Genomic DNA, 17,226 nt, shown 5'->3' with positions numbered 1-17,226 from the left:
GTCATCGACCGCGCAGGAAAAGTTTGTCCAGATCGTCCAGGCCCATCTGGGTCCAGGTCGGGCGACCATGGTTGCACTGGCCGCTGCGCTCGGTGTTTTCCATGTCGCGCAGCAGGGCGTTCATCTCGGGGATGGCCAGGCGCCGGTTGGCGCGCACGGCGCCGTGGCAGGCCATGGTGCCGAGCAGTTCGTTGAGGTGCGCCTGGATACGGTCGCTGGTGCCGTATTCCATCAGGTCGGCGAGCACGTCCTGGACCAGGCGATTGGCCTCGGCCTGCTTGAGCAGTGCCGGAATCTGGCGAATCGCCAATGTTTCAGGGCCCAGACGCTGCAGTTCGAAGCCCAGGCGCTGGAACCACTGGCTGTGCTCTTCGGCACAATCGGCCTCACGCTGGCTCAGCGCCAGGGTTTCCGGCACCAGCAGCGGCTGGCCGCTGAGGCCTTCGCTGGCCATGGCCACCTTGAGGCGCTCGTACATGATGCGCTCGTGGGCCGCGTGCATGTCTACCAGCACTAGGCCCACGGCATTCTCGGCGAGGATGTAGATGCCCTTGAGCTGGGCCAGGGCATAACCCAACGGCGGGATATCGCCTTGGGTTTCCGGCAGTGCCGATGCGACTGGCGCGCCCTCGCTCAACGGCTTGTAGAACTCGCGGTAGACCGCCTGGGACTCGGCGGCCGGCAACGGCTGCGACGGCCGCGGTGTGTACTGGTACTGGTAACCGGCGCCACTGCCGCCATTGGAAATGGAAGGCTGCGGGGCCTGCGGCTGTTCGAGCACCGGCGAGGCCAGGCGCATTTCGCCCTGAGGGCCGAACTCGCCGACCTCAAGGCCAGTCGGGCGCGCCACCTCAGGCACGGCGGCAGGCGCTGCCAGCTGGTCTTCCGGGCGCACGTCAGCCAAGGCACGGTGCAGCGTGCCATAGAGGAAGTCGTGCACCGAGCGGCCTTCGCGGAAGCGCACTTCGTGCTTGGTCGGGTGCACGTTGACGTCGACACCGTTCGGCTCGAGCTCGAGGAACAGCACGAAGGTCGGGTGCCGGCCATTGAACAGCACGTCGCGATAGGCCTGGCGCACGGCATGGGCAACCAGCTTGTCGCGCACCGCACGGCCATTGACGAAGAAGTACTGCAAATCGGCCTGGCTGCGCGAGAACGTCGGCAGACCGACCCAGCCCCACAGGCGCAGGCCATTGCGCTCGACATCGATCGGCAGCGCCTGCTCCATGAAGCCCGGGCCGCAGATGGCGCCGACCCGCCGCGCACGGGCTGTTTCGTCATGCGCCTCATGCAGGCTGAGGATGCTCTTGCCGTTGTGGCGCAGGTGGAAGCCGACATCGAAGCGGGCCAGCGCCAGACGACGGATGACTTCCTGCAGGTGATCGAATTCGGTCTTTTCGGCCTTGAGGAACTTGCGCCGGGCCGGGGTATTGAAGAACAGGTCGCGCACTTCCACCGAGGTACCGACCGGATGCGCCGCGGGTTGCACACGCGGGGTCATGTCACGGCCTTCGGTCTCTACCTGCCAGGCTTCACCGGCACTGGCGGTACGTGAGGTCAGGGTCAGGCGCGCCACCGAGCTGATCGATGCCAGGGCCTCACCACGGAAGCCCAGGCTCAGTACGCCTTCAAGGTCTTCCAGCTCGCGAATCTTGCTGGTGGCGTGACGAGCCAGGGCCAGCGGCAGGTCGTCGGCGGAAATGCCGCTGCCATCGTCACGCACCCGCAGCAGCTTCACACCACCCTGCTCGACTTCCACATCGATGCGCCGAGCACCGGAGTCCAGGCTGTTTTCCAACAGTTCCTTGGCCACCGACGCCGGGCGCTCGACCACCTCACCCGCGGCAATCTGGTTAGCCAGCCGCGGGCTGAGCAGCTGGATGCGCGAACCACCACTCATTGCGCAGCCAGCGTGGTAGCAGGGATATCGAGGTGCTGACCGACCTTCAGCTCATCGGTCTTGAGGCTGTTGGCGCTGCGCAGGCTGGTCACGCTGACTTGATAGCGCACGGCGAGCATCGCCAGGGTTTCGCCCGGGCGCACGGTGTGCTCACGCGGGCCCTGGGCGATCTTGCCACTGTCACGCAGCCAGGCAACGTAGGTGCCAGGCGGCGGGTTCTGCTGGAAGTACTGGCGTACGCCGGTATGGATCGAGCGCGCCAACGCCTGCTGATGGCTGGCAGTGGCCAGTTTGGCCGCTTCGTTGTTGTTCGAGATAAACCCTGTTTCAACGAGGATCGACGGGATATCCGGCGATTTCAGCACCATGAAGCCTGCCTGCTCCACCCGCTGCTTGTGCAGCGACGTCACGCGGCCCATGTTGCCAAGCACCTTCTGCCCGACGTTCAGGCTGGAGCTCAGCGTGGCAGTCATCGACAGGTCGAGCAGCACGCCCGCGAGCATGCGGTCCTTGTCGTCGAGGCTGACGTTACCGGCACCACCGATCAGGTCGGAACGGTTTTCCGTGTCGGCCAGCCAGCGCGCAGTCTCGGACGTGGCACCACGGTCGGACAGGGCGAACACCGAGGCGCCGAATGCGGCGCGCGACGGTGCGGCGTCGGCGTGGATCGAGATGAACAGGTCGGCGCCCTTCTTGCGGGCGATCTCGGTGCGCTTGCGCAACGGGATGAAGTAGTCACCGGTACGGGTCAGTTCGGCACGATAACCCTTCTCGGTATTGATCTGGCGCTGCAACTCCTTGGCGATCTGCAGCACGATGTCTTTCTCGTGCTGGCCGCGCGAGCCGGAAGCGCCCGGGTCTTCACCGCCATGGCCTGCATCGATGGCGACCACGATATCGCGCTTGCCGCTAGGCACCGGCGGCAGCTTGATCGCAGGCTGGGCCGGGGTCACTGGTACGGCGGGCGTGGTCGCCGGGGTTTGCACCGGCGTTGGCGGCGGGGTCGGCGCCGTGGCGGCGATGGCGTCGGCTTCCTGGTCGTACAAGTCGACCACCAGGCGGTTGCCATACTGGGCATTCGGCGCCAGGGTAAAGCTCTTGGGCGTGACCGACTTTTTCAGGTCGACGACCACACGCAGGTCGGTTGGGGTACGTTGCGCCGAGCGCACACTACTGATCGGTGTATTCGCGGTCGACACGCTCAGCGGCGCGGCCAATGTCGCACCATTGATGTCGATCACAAGGCGATCGGGTGCGCTCAGGGTGAAGACGCTATGCTGCACGGGGCCAGACAGATCGAAGACCAGCCGCGTGTTGTCCGGCGCACGCCACAGGCGCACGCTCTTGACTTGAGTGACGGCCAGAGCGTCAACGGTCACCGCTGTCAGCAGCAATCCAACCACAGCGACCAGTGCGCGTATGCGCATACCTACCCCACTTACTGTTTATAGTGTTCGGCCAGTGCAGTGCACCAGGCCTCGCCGCGAGCCCCCTGCGGCGTAAGGTCAAGCGAGCGGCCGCCCGCTTGGGGGCTTATGGTAATGGTCAGGTCGGGCTTTGGCAAAACGCCCGCACCCTTTTGTGGCCATTCGAACAGGCACAGCGGATCGCCCTCGAAATAGTCACGAATACCCATGAACTCCAGTTCTTCCGGGTCGACCAGGCGATAAAGGTCGAAATGGAAGGCGCGTACTTCACCGATTTCGTAGGGTTCTACCACGGTGAAAGTCGGACTTTTCACTGCACCAGTATGGCCCAGGCCACGGATCAAGCCACGTGAGAGCGTGGTCTTGCCCGCCCCCAGGTCGCCTTCCAGAAAAATCACGCCACGACCGCCGGTCACCTCGGCCAGTTTGGCGCCGAAATCGACCGTGGCCGCTTCATCGGCCAGAAACAGGGTTAAGCCAGACACGCAGAATGCTCCTCCAACAACTCACGAATGACCGGCGCCAGATCACTGGCTGCCAGGCCTCTACCTTTGACGCCCAGACGCTCGCCTGCGCAGGCATGCAGCCACACCCCCAATCCAGCCGCGCCCCAGGCATCCAGCCCCTGGGCCAACAGGGCTGCCAGCACACCCGTCAGCACGTCACCCAAGCCGGCACCGGCCATCGCCGGGTGGCCCCGCTCACACAGCGCCAGCTGCCCGGAGGGGTTCGCCACCAGGGTACCGGCCCCCTTGAGCACGCAGACGCTGGCATACCGGCGGGCCAGCTTACGCGCCGCCCCGGGGCGGTCAGCCTGCACCGCTTCGGTGGAAATGCCCAGCAACCGCGCTGCCTCCCCCGGGTGTGGGGTGAGAATGCTACCGCTGGGCAGTGCCAGCGGCGTACGGGCCAGCAGGTTCAAAGCATCGGCGTCCCATACCTGTGGCCGCTCGGCGTTGGCCACCGCCGACAACAGGCTGCGGCCCCAGGCCGCCTGGCCCAGGCCTGGGCCCACCACCAGCACCGTGGCTCGCTCGAGCACGCCGACCAACTGGTTGGCCGAATCAACGCCCAGGCACATGCTTTCCGGCATGCGCGCCAGCCCGGCCACGACGTGCTCCGGGCGTGTCGCTACGCTGACCAGCCCAGCGCCACACCGCAGCGCGGCTTCGGCACTGAGCAGTACGGCGCCACCGGTGCCCAGGTCGCCACCGACGACCAGCACATGGCCGAAGTCGCCTTTATGGGCATGCGCATGACGTGTCGGCAGGCGTGCGACGGTCACGCTGCTGAGCAATTGCGGGGCATTGCTAGGGTGTTTGGTCTGCGGCATGGGGTCAAAGGCTCCAATGTCTGGCAGAATTATACGCACCTGAGCCCGTATTGCCTGCCCATCCATGTCCGTCTGTACGCCTGACCTCGCCCAACTGGCCCAATCCATCAAGACTTGGGGCCAAGAACTCGGTTTTGCCCATGTCGGCATCGCCGGTGTCGACCTTGGCGAACACGAACAGCACCTGCAACGCTGGCTCGACGCCGGCTACCAGGGCGAAATGGAGTACCTCGGCGCCCACGGCAGCAAGCGCGCCCACCCTGACCAACTGATCCCCGGCACGGTACGCGTGGTGTCGCTGCGCATGGACTACCTGCCCAGCGATACTCAGATGGCGCAACGCCTGGCCCAGCCGGAAAAAGCCTACGTGTCGCGTTATGCCCTGGGGCGTGACTACCACAAGCTGGTGCGCAAGCGCGTGCAGTTCCTCGCGGACCGTATCCAGGAAGCGATCGGCCCGTTCGGCTACCGCGCCTTCGTCGACAGCGCCCCGGTACTGGAGAAGGCCCTTGCCGAACAGGCCGGGCTGGGCTGGATCGGCAAGAATACCCTGCTGCTCAACCGCAAGGCCGGCAGCTATTTCTTCCTAGCCGAACTGTTCGTCGACTTGCCGCTGCCGGTGGACGAGGCGCATACCAGCGAACACTGCGGGCGCTGCCAGGCGTGCCTGGACATCTGCCCGACCAAAGCTTTTGTCGGGCCATACGTGCTGGATGCGCGGCGCTGCATCTCCTACCTGACCATCGAGTTGCGCGGGCCTATTCCGGTCGAATTGCGTTCCATGATGGGCAATCGAGTATTTGGCTGCGATGACTGCCAGATCGTCTGCCCATGGAACCGCTTTGCCAATCACAGCAAGGAGCAGGACTTCCAGCCGCGGCACGGGCTGGAAAATGCCGAGCTGGCTGAAATGTTCCTGTGGGACGAGCGCACGTTCCTGCGCAAGACCGAGGGTGGGCCGCTGCGTCGTGCGGGGTATGAGCGATTTTTGCGCAACCTGGCGGTGGGGTTGGGAAATGCGCCTTCTACGATCCCGGTGATCGAGGCGCTGAAGGCTCGCCGGGAAGATGAGTCGGAGCTGGTACGCGAACATGTGGAGTGGGCGCTGGGCCGGCACGGCATCCACTAGGCACCGCCTTACTCTGCTTTCAAAACCGTCGCGATCCCTGTGGGAGCGGGTTTACCCGCGAAGCAGACAACGCGGTGCATGGCACCGGCTGCGCCGGTGTTCGCGGCTAAAGCCGCTCCCACAAGGATTGCATTCAGGTTACTGCTGGTCGTTGTAGTGGAACTTGGGCATTTCCCAATGGAAACGGATCGCCAGCAAGCGCACCAGGAAGCCACCGAACAAGGTCAGCAGCATCGCCTGCTCCGCCGGGAGCTTGAAGTACACGCAGCCCAGGTAGAACCACGCCGCCGCGAACGACACGCTGGCATAGAGCTCGCGACGAAACACCAGCGGGATGTCGTTGCAGAAGATATCCCGCAGGATCCCGCCAAACACCCCGGTGATCACGCCACTGATCGATGCCACCAGCATGCCTTGCCCCATCTCCAGCGCGGTCATGCAGCCGATCAGGGTAAAGGCCACCAGGCCCAACGCATCCAGCACCAGGAACAGCGAGCGCAAACGCCGCATCATCGGCGCGATGAAGATCGTCAGCAGCGCAGCGAGGCTGGTCAACACCAGGTATTCCGGATGTTTCACCCAGGTCAGCGGGTAGTGCCCGAGCAGCACGTCGCGCACCGAACCGCCACCCAGGGCGGTCACGCAGGCGATCAGCACCACGCCAAACCAGTCCATGCCGCGGCGGCCGGCGGACAGGGCACCGGTCATGGCCTCGGCGGTGATGGCGATCAGGTAGAGCATCAACAACATGGCGCGGGTCCGTGCGAGAAAGGCGCGCAGTCTAACCAGCTGCCGCAGGCACCAAAAGAGGGCGCAAGCACATTATCTGCGCCCTTCGGCTCATACCTTGATGAAATGCTCGCGGTAGTGACGCAGTTCGGCGATCGACTCACGGATATCATCGAGCGCCAGGTGGGTGTTGCCCTTCTTGAAGCTGTCACGCACATCCGGCGCCCAGCGCGCGGCAAGCTCCTTCACGGTGGAGACATCGAGGTTGCGATAGTGGAAGTAGTTTTCCAGGCCGCGCATGTGGCGGTAGAGAAAACGACGATCCTGGCAGATGCTGTTACCGCAGATCGGCGACTTGCCTTTCGGCACCCATTGCTCGAGGAAGGCGATGGTCTGCGCTTCGGCTTCGGCCATGCTGACCTTGCTGTCGCGCACGCGCTGGGTCAGGCCCGAGGCGCCATGGGTGCGGGTGTTCCACTCGTCCATGCGCGCCAGCACTTCGTCACTGTGGTGGATGGCGATCACCGGGCCTTCGGCCAAGGTGTTCAGCTCGCTGTCGGTGACGATAGTGGCCATCTCGATGATGACGTCGTGGTCCGGGTCCAGTCCGGTCATTTCCAGATCGATCCAGATCAGGTTCTGTGGGTTCTGCATGAAGGGGCTCCTCGTATAGGCCGTCATATTAGCCTAGCGACGTCAGCCTGCGCATGCGCGGCGCAAAGGTAACCAGAATGGTCCGTGCCCTGGCGTGCTAAACTGCCTGCCGTTTTCAACTTGCCCCACCTTGGAAGGTCCATGGCCAAACGCCAGCTCAATCGTCGCCAGAACTGGCGTATCGAAAAAATCCAGAACGAACGCGCCGCTCGCGCCGCCAAACGCGAGCAGCACGTGCTGCAAGAGCTGGAGGGCGGCGACCTGGGGCCGGAGCAACTGGGCCTGGTCATTGCCCACTTCGGCGTGCAGGTCGAGGTAGAAGCCCAGGACGGTGAAGTCGCCGGCCAGGTATTCCGCTGCCACTTGCGGGCCAACCTGCCGGCGCTGGTTACGGGTGACCGTGTAGTCTGGCGCGCAGGCAACCAGGGCATTGGCGTGATTGTCGCCCAGATGCCACGCAGCACCGAACTGTGCCGGCCGAACAACCATGGCCAGCTCAAGCCGGTCGCGGCTAACGTCGACCTGATCGTGATCGTCTTCGCCCCGGCGCCGGAGCCACACCCGAACCTGATCGACCGTTACCTGGTGGCTGCCGAGCATGCCGGTATCCGCCCGCTGCTGCTGCTGAACAAGGCCGACCTGATCGACGCAGAAAACGGCCCGGGCCTGCATGCGCTGCTCGAGGTCTACCGCGAGCTGGGTTACCCGCTGCTCGAGGTTTCCGCGCACCACGGCGACGGCATGCAACGCCTGCAGCAGATGCTCGACGGGCACATCAGCGTGTTCGTCGGCCAGTCGGGTGTGGGCAAGTCTTCGCTGGTAAACAGCCTGCTGCCGGATGCCGGCACCCGCGTTGGAGACCTGTCCGAGTGGTCTGGCCAGGGCCAGCACACCACCACCACGGCGCGCTTGTATCACTTCCCCAACGGCGGCGACCTGATCGACTCACCGGGCATCCGCGAATTTGGCCTGGGCCACGTCAGCCGAGACGACGTGGAAGATGGCTTCATCGAGTTCCGCGACCTGTTCGGCACCTGCCGCTTCCGCGACTGCAAGCATGACCGCGAACCCGGTTGCGCACTGCTCAAGGCCCTTGAAGACGGCCGCATCAAGCCGCAGCGGATGAACAGCTACCGCTCGATCATTGCCAGCCTGCCGGAAGACAGCTACTGAGTTGTAGGAAATATTACCGGAGCGCGTAGGACGCCTCCGGTTTTTCCGCCATCTATTGCCCTACCCCTCGCTTTCCCTGAAGGTCATGTCTTCTATCAGGGAGGGCAACCGCGATGCCGGTTTTTATCAGTTACTGCCACGAAGATCGGCTTGACGCCTTCATCCTCAATGAACGCTTGCTGCTTGAGGGCATCACCGCACAGCTGGTGGAGCTTGGCACCGGCGGGCACACTCGCGAAGACGCGCATGGTAGCGCCTGCCAGCAGATAAACGATGCAACCCACTGGATCGGCCTGCTACCCGCAGAAACATGCGATGACGGGTGGACTGCCCGGCTACTGGAGGCGGCGGTGGCAGCCAATCGACGGGTGAGTTTCTACCATACAAGGTGTGGCGAGCCACCCGAGCACCTTGGCAGGTGGCCAATGATGCGCGAACGGAAGCATATCGACCTGTTCGTGCGGGCCTATCACGATGAGTACACGTTCCAGCGAGCGATGATTCTGCCAGCGGAGCATGGGTCGAGTGTCGACCGGGATAATGCGGATTTCTTTCATGCCGATCTCAAGGCCAAGATCAGGCGGGGATTTTGAGTCTTCTGGGGCTGCTCTGCAGCCCTTCGCGGGCAAACCCGCCCCCACAAGCATGCGATTCATGTGTGGGAGCGGCTTGCCCGCGCAGGGCCGCAAAGCGGCCCCGACCGTTACTGATCCTTCTGCTCGTCCATCTTCAAGGTCCCATCCTCGAAGATATTCAGCTTCTGGCGCAGTTCCCGCGGCTGCATCGGCGCCTGGGCAGCTGCATCACCTGCTGCCGGCGCTGCCGGAGCCGCCGCACCAGGCGCTGCACCACCTGGCGCAGCCGGCGGGGTTGGCGCCTCGGGCGTGCCCTGCTCACCCTCGATGTTGCGCTGCGCCTTCTTGGTCAGGACGATGATGTCGATACGGCGGTTGACCGGGTTGAACGGGTTCTTGCGGTCGAACAGCGACGACGAGGCATACCCTACCACCCGTGCCACTTGGTCATCCGGGTAGCCACCGGCCACCAATGCACGACGTGCGGCGTTGGCGCGGTTGGCCGAAAGCTCCCAGTTACCGTAGTCGCCAGTGCCGGAATACGGCTTGGCATCGGTGTGGCCACTGATGCTGATCTTGTTCGGCACCGCCTTGATGGTGTCGGCCATGGCCAGCAGGATGTCTTCGAAATACGGCTGAAGGCGCGCGCTGCCGATGTCGAACATTGGCCGGTTCTCGGCATCCATGATCTGGATCCGCAGGCCATCCTGGGTAATCTCGAAGAGAATCTGGTCCTTGAACTTCTGCAGTTGCGGGTTTTCCTCAACCTTGTTCTGCAGTTCCTGCAACAGCAACTCGAGGCGCTCGCGCTCGACCTGTTCGGCCATGGTCTCGACCTGGTCCTTGTCCAGTTGAATGCTGGTGTCAGGCGTAGGCTCGGACTTTACTTCCGGGTTGATGGTCTTGTCCGGCGCCATCTCTGGCGAGCCGCCCAGGTCGATCACGTAAGGCGTGCCACTCTCGGAAAAACCGATCGGGTCCTTGAAGTAGCCGGCAATGGCGATCTTCTGCTCGGGCGTGGCGGTAGACAACAGCCACAACACCAGGAAGAACGCCATCATCGCCGTGGCGAAGTCGGCGAAGGCGATCTTCCAGGCGCCGCCATGGTGCCCGCCACCGAAGCGCTTGACGCGCTTGATGATTATCGGCTGATTGTTCTCCATGACTCAGCGACCGCGAACTGCTTGTTCCAGCTCGGCGAAGCTCGGGCGATGCTTCGGATACAGCACCTTGCGCCCGAATTCCACGGCCAGCGACGGCGGCATGCCGGAGGCCGAGGCTACCAGCGAGGCCTTGATCGACTCATAGAGGTTGAGCTCTTCCTTGGCATCGTGCTCAAGGCACTTGGCCAGTGGGCCGAAGAAGCCATAGGCAGCGAGAATACCGAAGAAGGTACCGACCAGCGCCGCACCTACGTGCATGCCGATGGCCGCCTGGTCGCCTTCGCCCAGCGATGCCATGGTCACCACGATACCCAGTACTGCCGCCACGATACCGAAACCCGGCATGCCGTCGGCGATACCGGTGACCGCGTGCGACGGGTGTTCGAGCTCTTCCTTCATGCTCAGCAGTTCCATGTCGAACAAGCCTTCCAGCTCGTGCGGGGCCATGTTGCCGGTGGACATGATGCGCAAGTAGTCGCAAATGAATGCGGTCATGCGCTCGTCCCCCAGTACTGCCGGGTACTTGGCGAAGATCGGACTGGCTGCGGCGTCTTCGATATCGCTCTCGATCGCCATCATGCCTTCGCGACGGCTCTTGTTGAGGATTTCATACACCAGGCCCAGCACTTCCAGATAGAAAGCATGGGAGAAGCGCGAGCCGAACATCTTCATCGACTTCTTGATTACATGCATGGTCATGTAACCAGGGTTGGCCTGCATGAAGGCGCCAAAGGCCGCACCGCCGATGATCAGCACTTCGAACGGCTGGATCAGCGCCGCGATCTTGCCGTGGGAGAGTACATATCCGCCGAGCACGCTCGCGAATACGACGATGATGCCGATAATTTTAGCCATAGGTTCAAAGCACTTGCTGTCGTGGTCAGGGTGAGGGACGGGAGCTTTAAAACTCTTCTTCTACTTATCGGCAGAACTGCGCCAGACTATAGCCACTAACAGCGAAAAGCCAGTTCGGACTGATGTCAAAATGCCAATGGAATCCAAGGTGCCCACTCAGAATCCGCGTACGGTAGAAGCCTGGGTCAAGCTGCTCGACGGTGTCCGTGTACCGGTACCGAAGCAGAGTTACGACCGGGTCATGAGCGCCATCAACGACAATCGCCGCTCGTTGCGCGACATCGCCGAACTGATGCAAGACAGCCCCGCCCTGGTGCTGTCGGTGATGCGCGAGGCCAATCACTCCGCCAACGCCAGCCAGGCCGAGCCCGCCGAAAGCCTGGAGGTCGCCCTCAACCGCCTGGGCCTGGCACGCAGCAAGGAACTGCTGATGCGCCTGCCGGCCCTGCCGGAAGACGACATTCCGCCGGTGCTGCGCCAATTTCTGTTGATCAGCCAGCACGCCGCGCAACAGGCCAGCGGCCTGTTCGCCAGCCGTCTGGCGCGCCTGTGGCAGGAGATCCACTGGGGCAGCCTGTTGTTCCTCTCCCCTCTGTGGCCGCTGGCCCTGGCCCACCCCAAGCTGTTGGACGCCTGGGAGCTGCGGGTTATCCACAAAGGCGAGATCGCAGCCGACGTAGAGCAGGAATTGTTCGGTGTGCGTATCTTCGCCCTGTGCCAGGCCATGGCCGAACACTGGCGCTTGCCCAAATGGGTGACCCAAGGCTATCGCCTGCTGCTCGAAGAGCGCGACCAACTGGCCATGGTGCTGAGCATCGCCCGCGAAGAAGACCTGCTCAGCCAGCAACATCGCCTGGACGAGGCACCCGGCTTGCGCCGCTGGTTCAACGAGCCGGCCAACACCGTACTACTGGCCAACAACCTGGCCCTGGCAGCCCAGGTCGGTTGGGACAACCCGCATTTGTTACGCTGGCAGCAGCTGACCGCACTGTATCTGCAAACTTCACTGGAAGACGTACAACAGCAGGTGCACCAACAGGCTGCCGCCAGCGCCCGGCGTCACGCCAGGCATGCGCTGTTCCACCCGGCCGAAGCGCTGATCTGGCCTTGGCACCAGCGCCGCCCGCACCCGGACATGCTGACGCCACCGCCCCCCTCCAGCGAGGACCTCGGTCGCTGGCGCAAGCTGTGCCAGGAGTTGCTGGCCCAGCCAAGCCCGTTCACCAACGCGGTACACCTGGCGACCCAGGCGCGCGACGCCATGCTCGCGTGCGGTATGCAGCGCATAATGCTGCTGACACTGGACCGTGCCAGCGACTATCTGCGCGTGCAGCAAACCGCCGGCCTGCCCAAGGAGGCCGCAGCCATGGCTTTGCCAGTCGCACAGAACAAACTGCTGCAAAAGCTCGTGAGCAAGGCCGGGCAGTTGCGCCTGACGCCTGACAATCACGCCCAGTTCTCGGCATTGCTACCCGCGCCGCTGCGGGCCTTGTTCCGCAGCGAACACGTGCTGCTGCGTTCGTTGGCAGTCAGTGACCAGGTGCTGATGCTGGCCGTGGCCGACCAGGGCGGCAAGCCGCTGGCGGATGTCAGCGTGCAGGCCTTCGGCAAGACTTCGCAATGTATCGAGCGCGCGCTGGCGGTGTTTGCCAACCGCGGCGCCTGAGCCATGCGCTACAATCGCCCCTCTTTCCACACTGGAGAACGTGGATGACCGACTTTTCCGGCCTGCCTTTGGTGATCGAAGCCGCAGACCTGCTGCCGCGCCTGGATTCACCCCAGCTGATCCTGGTCGACCTGAGCAGCGCCAACCGCTATGTCAGCGGGCATATCCCCGGCGCCCGCTTCGTCGAGGGCAAGCGCACCCAGCTTGGCCTGCCTCCGGCACCCGGCCTGCTGCCGCCCCTGGCCGACCTGGAAAAACTGTTCAGCGAGCTCGGCCACCGCGACGACGCAGTCTATGTGGTGTACGACGATGAAGGCGGCGGCTGGGCCGGCCGCTTCATCTGGCTGCTCGATGTCATCGGCCATAGCCGCTACCACTACCTCAACGGCGGCATCCAGGCCTGGTCGCCGGACAAGCTCTCCACCGACGTGCCAGCCCCTGGCAACACGCCCGTGCACCTGCAACTGCACGGCGAACCGACCGCCACCCGCGAATACCTGCAAAGCCGCCTGGGCGCCGATGACCTGGTGATCTGGGACGCCCGCGGCCCGCAGGAATTCAACGGTGAGAAGGTCTTGGCCGCCAAGGCTGGGCACATTCCCGGCGCCATCAATTTCGAGTGGACTGCTGGCATGGACCTCAACGACCACCTGCGCATCCGCGCAGACATCGCTGAAGCACTCCAGCAACTGGGCATCACCCCGGACAAGGAAGTGATCACCCACTGCCAAACCCACCGTCGCTCCGGTTTCACCTACCTGGTGGCAAAAGCCCTCGGCTACCCACGCATCAAGGCTTATGCCGGTTCGTGGAGCGAATGGGGCAACCACCCGGACACGCCTGTCGAAGTTCAAGGACAATCAACGCAATGAAATCCCGTCTGTTCATCCTCAGTCAGCACCTGCTGCCGCACCACTTGCTGTCGCGCCTGGCTGGCTGTGTCGCCGAGTGCCGTGCACGCTGGTTCAAAAACGCCTTCACCGCCTGGTTCGCCAAGCGTTACCAGGTGAACATGAGCGAAGCGCTGGTCGAAGACCTCACCGCCTACGAGCACTTCAACGCTTTCTTCACCCGCGCCCTGAAACCAGGCGCCCGCCCGCTGGACGAAACCCCGGGCGCGGTCCTCTGCCCGGCCGACGGTGCCGTCAGCCAGCTGGGCCCGATCGAGCACGGTCGTATCTTTCAGGCCAAGGGCCACAGCTACAGTGCCCTCGAACTGCTTGGCGGAGACCCTGCGCTGGCTGCGCCGTTCATGGGTGGCGAGTTCGCCACCATCTACCTGTCGCCGAAGGATTACCACCGCGTGCACATGCCGCTGGCCGGTACCCTGCGCGAGATGGTCTATGTGCCTGGCCGTCTGTTCTCGGTCAACCAGACCACCGCCGAGAACGTGCCGGAGCTGTTCGCGCGCAACGAACGTGTGGTGTGCCTGTTCGATACCGAGCGCGGGCCAATGGCCGTGGTGCTGGTCGGCGCCATGATCGTCGCGTCGATCGAGACCGTGTGGGCCGGCCTCGTCACGCCGCCAAAGCGCGAGCTGAAGACATTCCGCTACGACGAAAGCAGCCGTGCGCCGATTCACCTGGAGAAAGGCGCCGAGCTGGGCCGCTTCAAATTGGGCTCGACCGCGATCGTGCTGTTCGGGCCAGAGCAGGTGAAATGGGCCGAAAACCTGGGCGCAGCTTCGGCTGTGCGCATGGGTGAATTGCTGGCTAATCCTGCCCAGGCTTGACCCTGGACGAAAAAAAGGCCCTGCGTGTGCAGGGCCTTTTTTTGTCCGGCGTATCAGCCTCGGGCGTCGCGGTCGCGCAGGCCCAGCAGGTACAGCACGCCATCCAGCCCCAGGGTGGAAATCGCCTGCTTGGCCGACTGGCGCACCAGCGGCTTGGCGCGGAAAGCCACACCAAGGCCGGCCAGCGACAGCATCGGCAGGTCGTTGGCGCCATCGCCCACGGCGATGGTCTGGTCCAGCTGCAGGCCTTCTTCATTGGCCAGTTGCTGCAGCAGGTCAGCCTTGCGCTGGGCATCGACAATCGGCTCCACGGCCACGCCGGTCACCTTGCCATCGACCACTTCCAGTTCATTGGCGAATACGTAATCAATGCCCAGGCGCGCCTGCACCTGCTTGGCGAAGTAGGAGAAGCCACCGGACAGGATCGCCGTCTTGTAGCCCAGGCGCTTGAGCTCGGCGAACAGATTTTCGGCACCTTCAGTCAGGCGCAGGGAAGCACCAATCTCGTCGAGCACTCCGACATCCAGGCCCTTGAGCAGCGCCATGCGCTCCTTGAAACTGGCGCGGAAATCCAGCTCGCCACGCATGGCGCGCTCGGTGATCGCGGCAACCTGTTCGCCCACACCGGCCGCCTTGGCCAGTTCGTCGATGACTTCAGCCTCGATCAGCGTCGAGTCCATGTCGAATACCGCCAGGCGGCGGTTGCGGCGGAACAGGTCATCCTTCTGGAACGCGATGTCGATGTTCAGCTCTTCAGCCAGCGCGAAGAAGTCGGCACGCAATGCCTGGGCGTCGCTCGGCACGCCGCGCACGGAGATTTCCAGCGCTGCTTTGCCCTTCTCGCTCGGAGCACCCAACGCAACCCGTGCCGACAGGCGCTCGATGCGCTCGATGGTCAGGCCGTACTGGCTGATGACTGCGCTGACGCGTTGCAGTTGCTCGGGGGTGATCTTGCGGCTGAGCACGGTCGCGATATGCCGCGCTTCGCCCTGGGCATCGGCCCAGTGCTGATAGTCGGCCTCGGAGATCGGCGTGTACCGCGCTTGCAGGTTCAGTTCGTGGGCCTTGGACTGCACGCTCTGCAGCAGACTGGTGGCCACTTCGTTGTCGGGGATATCGACCAGAATGCCGAACGACAGGGTGCCGTGCATCACCGCCAGGCCGATGTCGAGGATGTTCACACCGCCCTGGAGCAGGACGCCGGTAATGGCGGCGGTAAGACCGGGACGGTCCTCACCGGTGATGTTGATCAGAACGATTTCGCGCACAACCTGGCTCCGACTTCGATGAAAAATGCGCATTCTACCGATTTTCCATGACCATCGGGCGCCAACTCTACTTTGCCGACAAAACACTGCTCGCTATACTGCCCAACACTTTTATGCCATTAAGAGCCGAGCTCTGTGAACCGGCCCACGCCCGTCAAAACCGACAACTTCTTCATCATGATCTTCCGAGCCCTGCGCCAACGTCGCGTGCCCTTGGCACTGCGCATCGCCACCACCAACATTTTCCTGGTGGCACTGGCGCTGGTGATCTACGCCTGCGTGATGGGCCTGCAGTTCAAGCAGGCCATGCACGAGCAGGCTGACGCCCTCGGCCAGAGCCTGACTACCCAGACCGCCACCTCGGCAACCGAGCTGCTGGTGTCAAATGACATCCTCAGCCTCAACGTGCTGCTGGGTAACCTGGTTAAGAACCCGCTGGTGGCCCATGCGGCCATCTACAGCGTGGACAACCGCATCCTCGCCGAGGCCGGCCAGCGCCCACGCAACAGCCTGCTGGGTGAAGCCGAAGGTCTGTACCAGACCAAGATCACGTTCCAGGATGTGACCGCCGGCCAGCTGCGCATCAGCCTGGACATGAGCCAGTTCCAACAGCCGATGCTGATCAGCCTGCAGAGCATGGGCATCCTCGCCGCCATCCTGCTGGCCCTGGCGCTGAGCCTGAGCCTGCGTCAAGGCCGCCACATCACCCTGCCGTTGCTGCAACTGCGGGTATGGCTGCGTGACCCGCACCCTTACACCCCGGCCATCGACCGTCAGGACGAAATCGGCGACATCGCCCGCCAGCTGCACGCCCGCCTGGCGCCGCCACCTCCGCCCGAGCCGGAACCGGAGGAGGAAGCGTTCGAAGACGAGTTCGACGCGCCGCACGGCGAAGCCCCTGCCAAGCCAGCCCAGCGCGCCAGGGCCATTGTCCAGGCAGACGAGGATGACGACGAAGCCTTCGCCGGGCTACTGGATGACGAGGAGCAACCGGCGCCCAAACCTGCCGTGGTCGAATCCGACGAGCCACAAAACACCGCCGTGCTAGCCGTTCAACTGGGCTCCCAAGAGCAGCTGCGTCGCCTGCCGCGCACGCGCCTGACCGAGCTGCTGGAGCGCTACCGTGGCTGCCTGGAGCAGGCTGCATCGCTGTATGAAGGCGACATCCACACGCTCAACGATGGCAGCACCCTGGTGCTGTTCCACAGCCGCGACTGCGGCGAGGATTACCTGACCAACGCGATCTGCTGCGGCGAGCTGCTGCGTGCGCTGGGCCATGCCCTGCAGATCGAAGTGGCCGACAGCGGCATCACCCTGCAACTGCAGCTGGGCCTGGCCCTGGCCGACGATCTGCAAGGGTTGGAGCAGGTTGACCTGCTGATGACCGAGAAGGCCCAGGATGCCCTGGCACTGTCGCAGCACAGCCGCAACCTGTTGCTGGTGGAGCGGCAGATCAGCGATGACGCGCTGATTCGTCAACGTGCTCGCATTCGCCCGATTGCCAGCCCAGAAGGCGCCTGCTGCGTGGAGCGGTTGATGGAGCCTTACCCGTCGATGCTGGAGCGCCAGTTGGCACGGATGCACGAGCGCCGGGCTTGATTTGAGATCCTTGGGGCCGCTCT

16 protein-coding genes are annotated in these 17,226 nt (G+C 63.7%); 7 read left to right on the top strand and 9 right to left on the bottom strand.

Going from position 1 to position 17,226, the window contains the following annotated elements:
* Position 1: 1 nt before the first annotated feature.
* From mutL to APH27_RS19310, 4 genes are read right to left on the bottom strand one after another with little or no spacing between them, the layout of a single operon-like run.
* A complete protein-coding gene (mutL, locus tag APH27_RS19325) occupies positions 2-1,900 on the bottom strand; it encodes a DNA mismatch repair endonuclease MutL (protein ID WP_060485661.1) in 1,899 nt (632 codons plus the stop codon).
* The gene (locus tag APH27_RS19320) at positions 1,897-3,327 is read right to left on the bottom strand and encodes an N-acetylmuramoyl-L-alanine amidase (RefSeq protein WP_027920745.1); all 1,431 of its coding nucleotides are present in this window, start codon (positions 3,325-3,327) and stop codon (positions 1,897-1,899) included. The genes mutL and APH27_RS19320 overlap by 4 nt, the downstream gene beginning before the upstream one ends.
* 11 nt (positions 3,328-3,338) lie before the next feature.
* Positions 3,339-3,797, bottom strand: coding sequence for a tRNA (adenosine(37)-N6)-threonylcarbamoyltransferase complex ATPase subunit type 1 TsaE (tsaE, locus tag APH27_RS19315; RefSeq protein WP_371260275.1), 459 nt, complete (start codon positions 3,795-3,797; stop codon positions 3,339-3,341).
* A 2-nt stretch (positions 3,798-3,799) separates the two neighbouring features.
* Entirely contained in the window at positions 3,800-4,660 is an 861-nt protein-coding gene (locus APH27_RS19310; protein WP_027920743.1) for an NAD(P)H-hydrate dehydratase, read from the bottom strand.
* A 64-nt stretch (positions 4,661-4,724) separates the two neighbouring features.
* Here APH27_RS19310 and queG point away from each other — a divergent pair, with 64 nt between their 5' ends.
* Positions 4,725-5,789 (top strand): tRNA epoxyqueuosine(34) reductase QueG, encoded by a 1,065-nt coding sequence (queG, locus tag APH27_RS19305; protein ID WP_060485660.1) that lies wholly within the window; start codon positions 4,725-4,727, stop codon positions 5,787-5,789.
* 138 nt (positions 5,790-5,927) lie between these two features.
* Here the strand turns inward: queG and APH27_RS19300 are convergent, their stop codons facing one another.
* On the bottom strand, positions 5,928-6,539 hold the full coding sequence (locus APH27_RS19300; protein WP_027920741.1) for a trimeric intracellular cation channel family protein: 612 nt from the start codon (positions 6,537-6,539) through the stop codon (positions 5,928-5,930).
* Positions 6,540-6,629: 90 nt separating this feature from the next.
* Positions 6,630-7,172, bottom strand: a complete 543-nt coding sequence (gene orn / locus APH27_RS19295) for an oligoribonuclease (protein ID WP_027920740.1) — start codon at positions 7,170-7,172, stop codon at positions 6,630-6,632.
* Positions 7,173-7,313: 141 nt separating this feature from the next.
* Here orn and rsgA point away from each other — a divergent pair, with 141 nt between their 5' ends.
* Together rsgA and APH27_RS19285 are read left to right on the top strand one after the other, a co-directional pair.
* The gene (rsgA, locus tag APH27_RS19290; protein WP_027920739.1) at positions 7,314-8,345 is read left to right on the top strand and encodes a small ribosomal subunit biogenesis GTPase RsgA; all 1,032 of its coding nucleotides are present in this window, start codon (positions 7,314-7,316) and stop codon (positions 8,343-8,345) included.
* 113 nt (positions 8,346-8,458) lie between these two features.
* Entirely contained in the window at positions 8,459-8,938 is a 480-nt protein-coding gene (locus APH27_RS19285; RefSeq protein WP_027920738.1) for a molecular chaperone Tir, read from the top strand.
* Between the two features lie 110 nt (positions 8,939-9,048).
* On the opposite strand, the gene motB is transcribed toward APH27_RS19285, so the two are convergent.
* Together motB and motA are read right to left on the bottom strand one after the other, a co-directional pair.
* Positions 9,049-10,083: a flagellar motor protein MotB gene (gene motB / locus APH27_RS19280; RefSeq protein WP_060485659.1), complete on the bottom strand. Its 1,035-nt coding sequence runs from the start codon at positions 10,081-10,083 to the stop codon at positions 9,049-9,051.
* A 3-nt stretch (positions 10,084-10,086) separates the two neighbouring features.
* A complete protein-coding gene (gene motA, locus APH27_RS19275; RefSeq protein WP_027920736.1) occupies positions 10,087-10,938 on the bottom strand; it encodes a flagellar motor stator protein MotA in 852 nt (283 codons plus the stop codon).
* A gap of 130 nt (positions 10,939-11,068) precedes the next feature.
* Here motA and APH27_RS19270 point away from each other — a divergent pair, with 130 nt between their 5' ends.
* Genes APH27_RS19270 through asd form a run of 3 tightly spaced genes read left to right on the top strand, consistent with a single transcriptional unit; the run spans position 11,069 to position 14,336 of the window.
* Positions 11,069-12,604, top strand: a complete 1,536-nt coding sequence (locus APH27_RS19270; RefSeq protein ID WP_060485658.1) for an HDOD domain-containing protein — start codon at positions 11,069-11,071, stop codon at positions 12,602-12,604.
* Positions 12,605-12,648: 44 nt separating this feature from the next.
* Positions 12,649-13,476, top strand: a complete 828-nt coding sequence (locus tag APH27_RS19265; RefSeq protein ID WP_027920734.1) for a rhodanese-like domain-containing protein — start codon at positions 12,649-12,651, stop codon at positions 13,474-13,476.
* Positions 13,473-14,336: an archaetidylserine decarboxylase gene (asd, locus tag APH27_RS19260; protein WP_027920733.1), complete on the top strand. Its 864-nt coding sequence runs from the start codon at positions 13,473-13,475 to the stop codon at positions 14,334-14,336. Before APH27_RS19265 ends, asd begins: the two co-directional genes overlap by 4 nt.
* A gap of 53 nt (positions 14,337-14,389) precedes the next feature.
* Here the strand turns inward: asd and serB are convergent, their stop codons facing one another.
* The gene (gene serB / locus APH27_RS19255; protein ID WP_027920732.1) at positions 14,390-15,604 is read right to left on the bottom strand and encodes a phosphoserine phosphatase SerB; all 1,215 of its coding nucleotides are present in this window, start codon (positions 15,602-15,604) and stop codon (positions 14,390-14,392) included.
* Positions 15,605-15,739: 135 nt separating this feature from the next.
* On the opposite strand from serB, the gene APH27_RS19250 reads away from it, so the two are divergent.
* Entirely contained in the window at positions 15,740-17,203 is a 1,464-nt protein-coding gene (locus APH27_RS19250; RefSeq protein WP_060485657.1) for an AhpA/YtjB family protein, read from the top strand.
* Positions 17,204-17,226 lie beyond the last annotated feature (23 nt).

The organism is Pseudomonas sp. NBRC 111123 (assembly GCF_001320205.1).
Taxonomy (GTDB): domain Bacteria; phylum Pseudomonadota; class Gammaproteobacteria; order Pseudomonadales; family Pseudomonadaceae; genus Aquipseudomonas; species Aquipseudomonas putida_J.
This window is presented reverse-complemented; position numbering and strand designations above follow the sequence as displayed.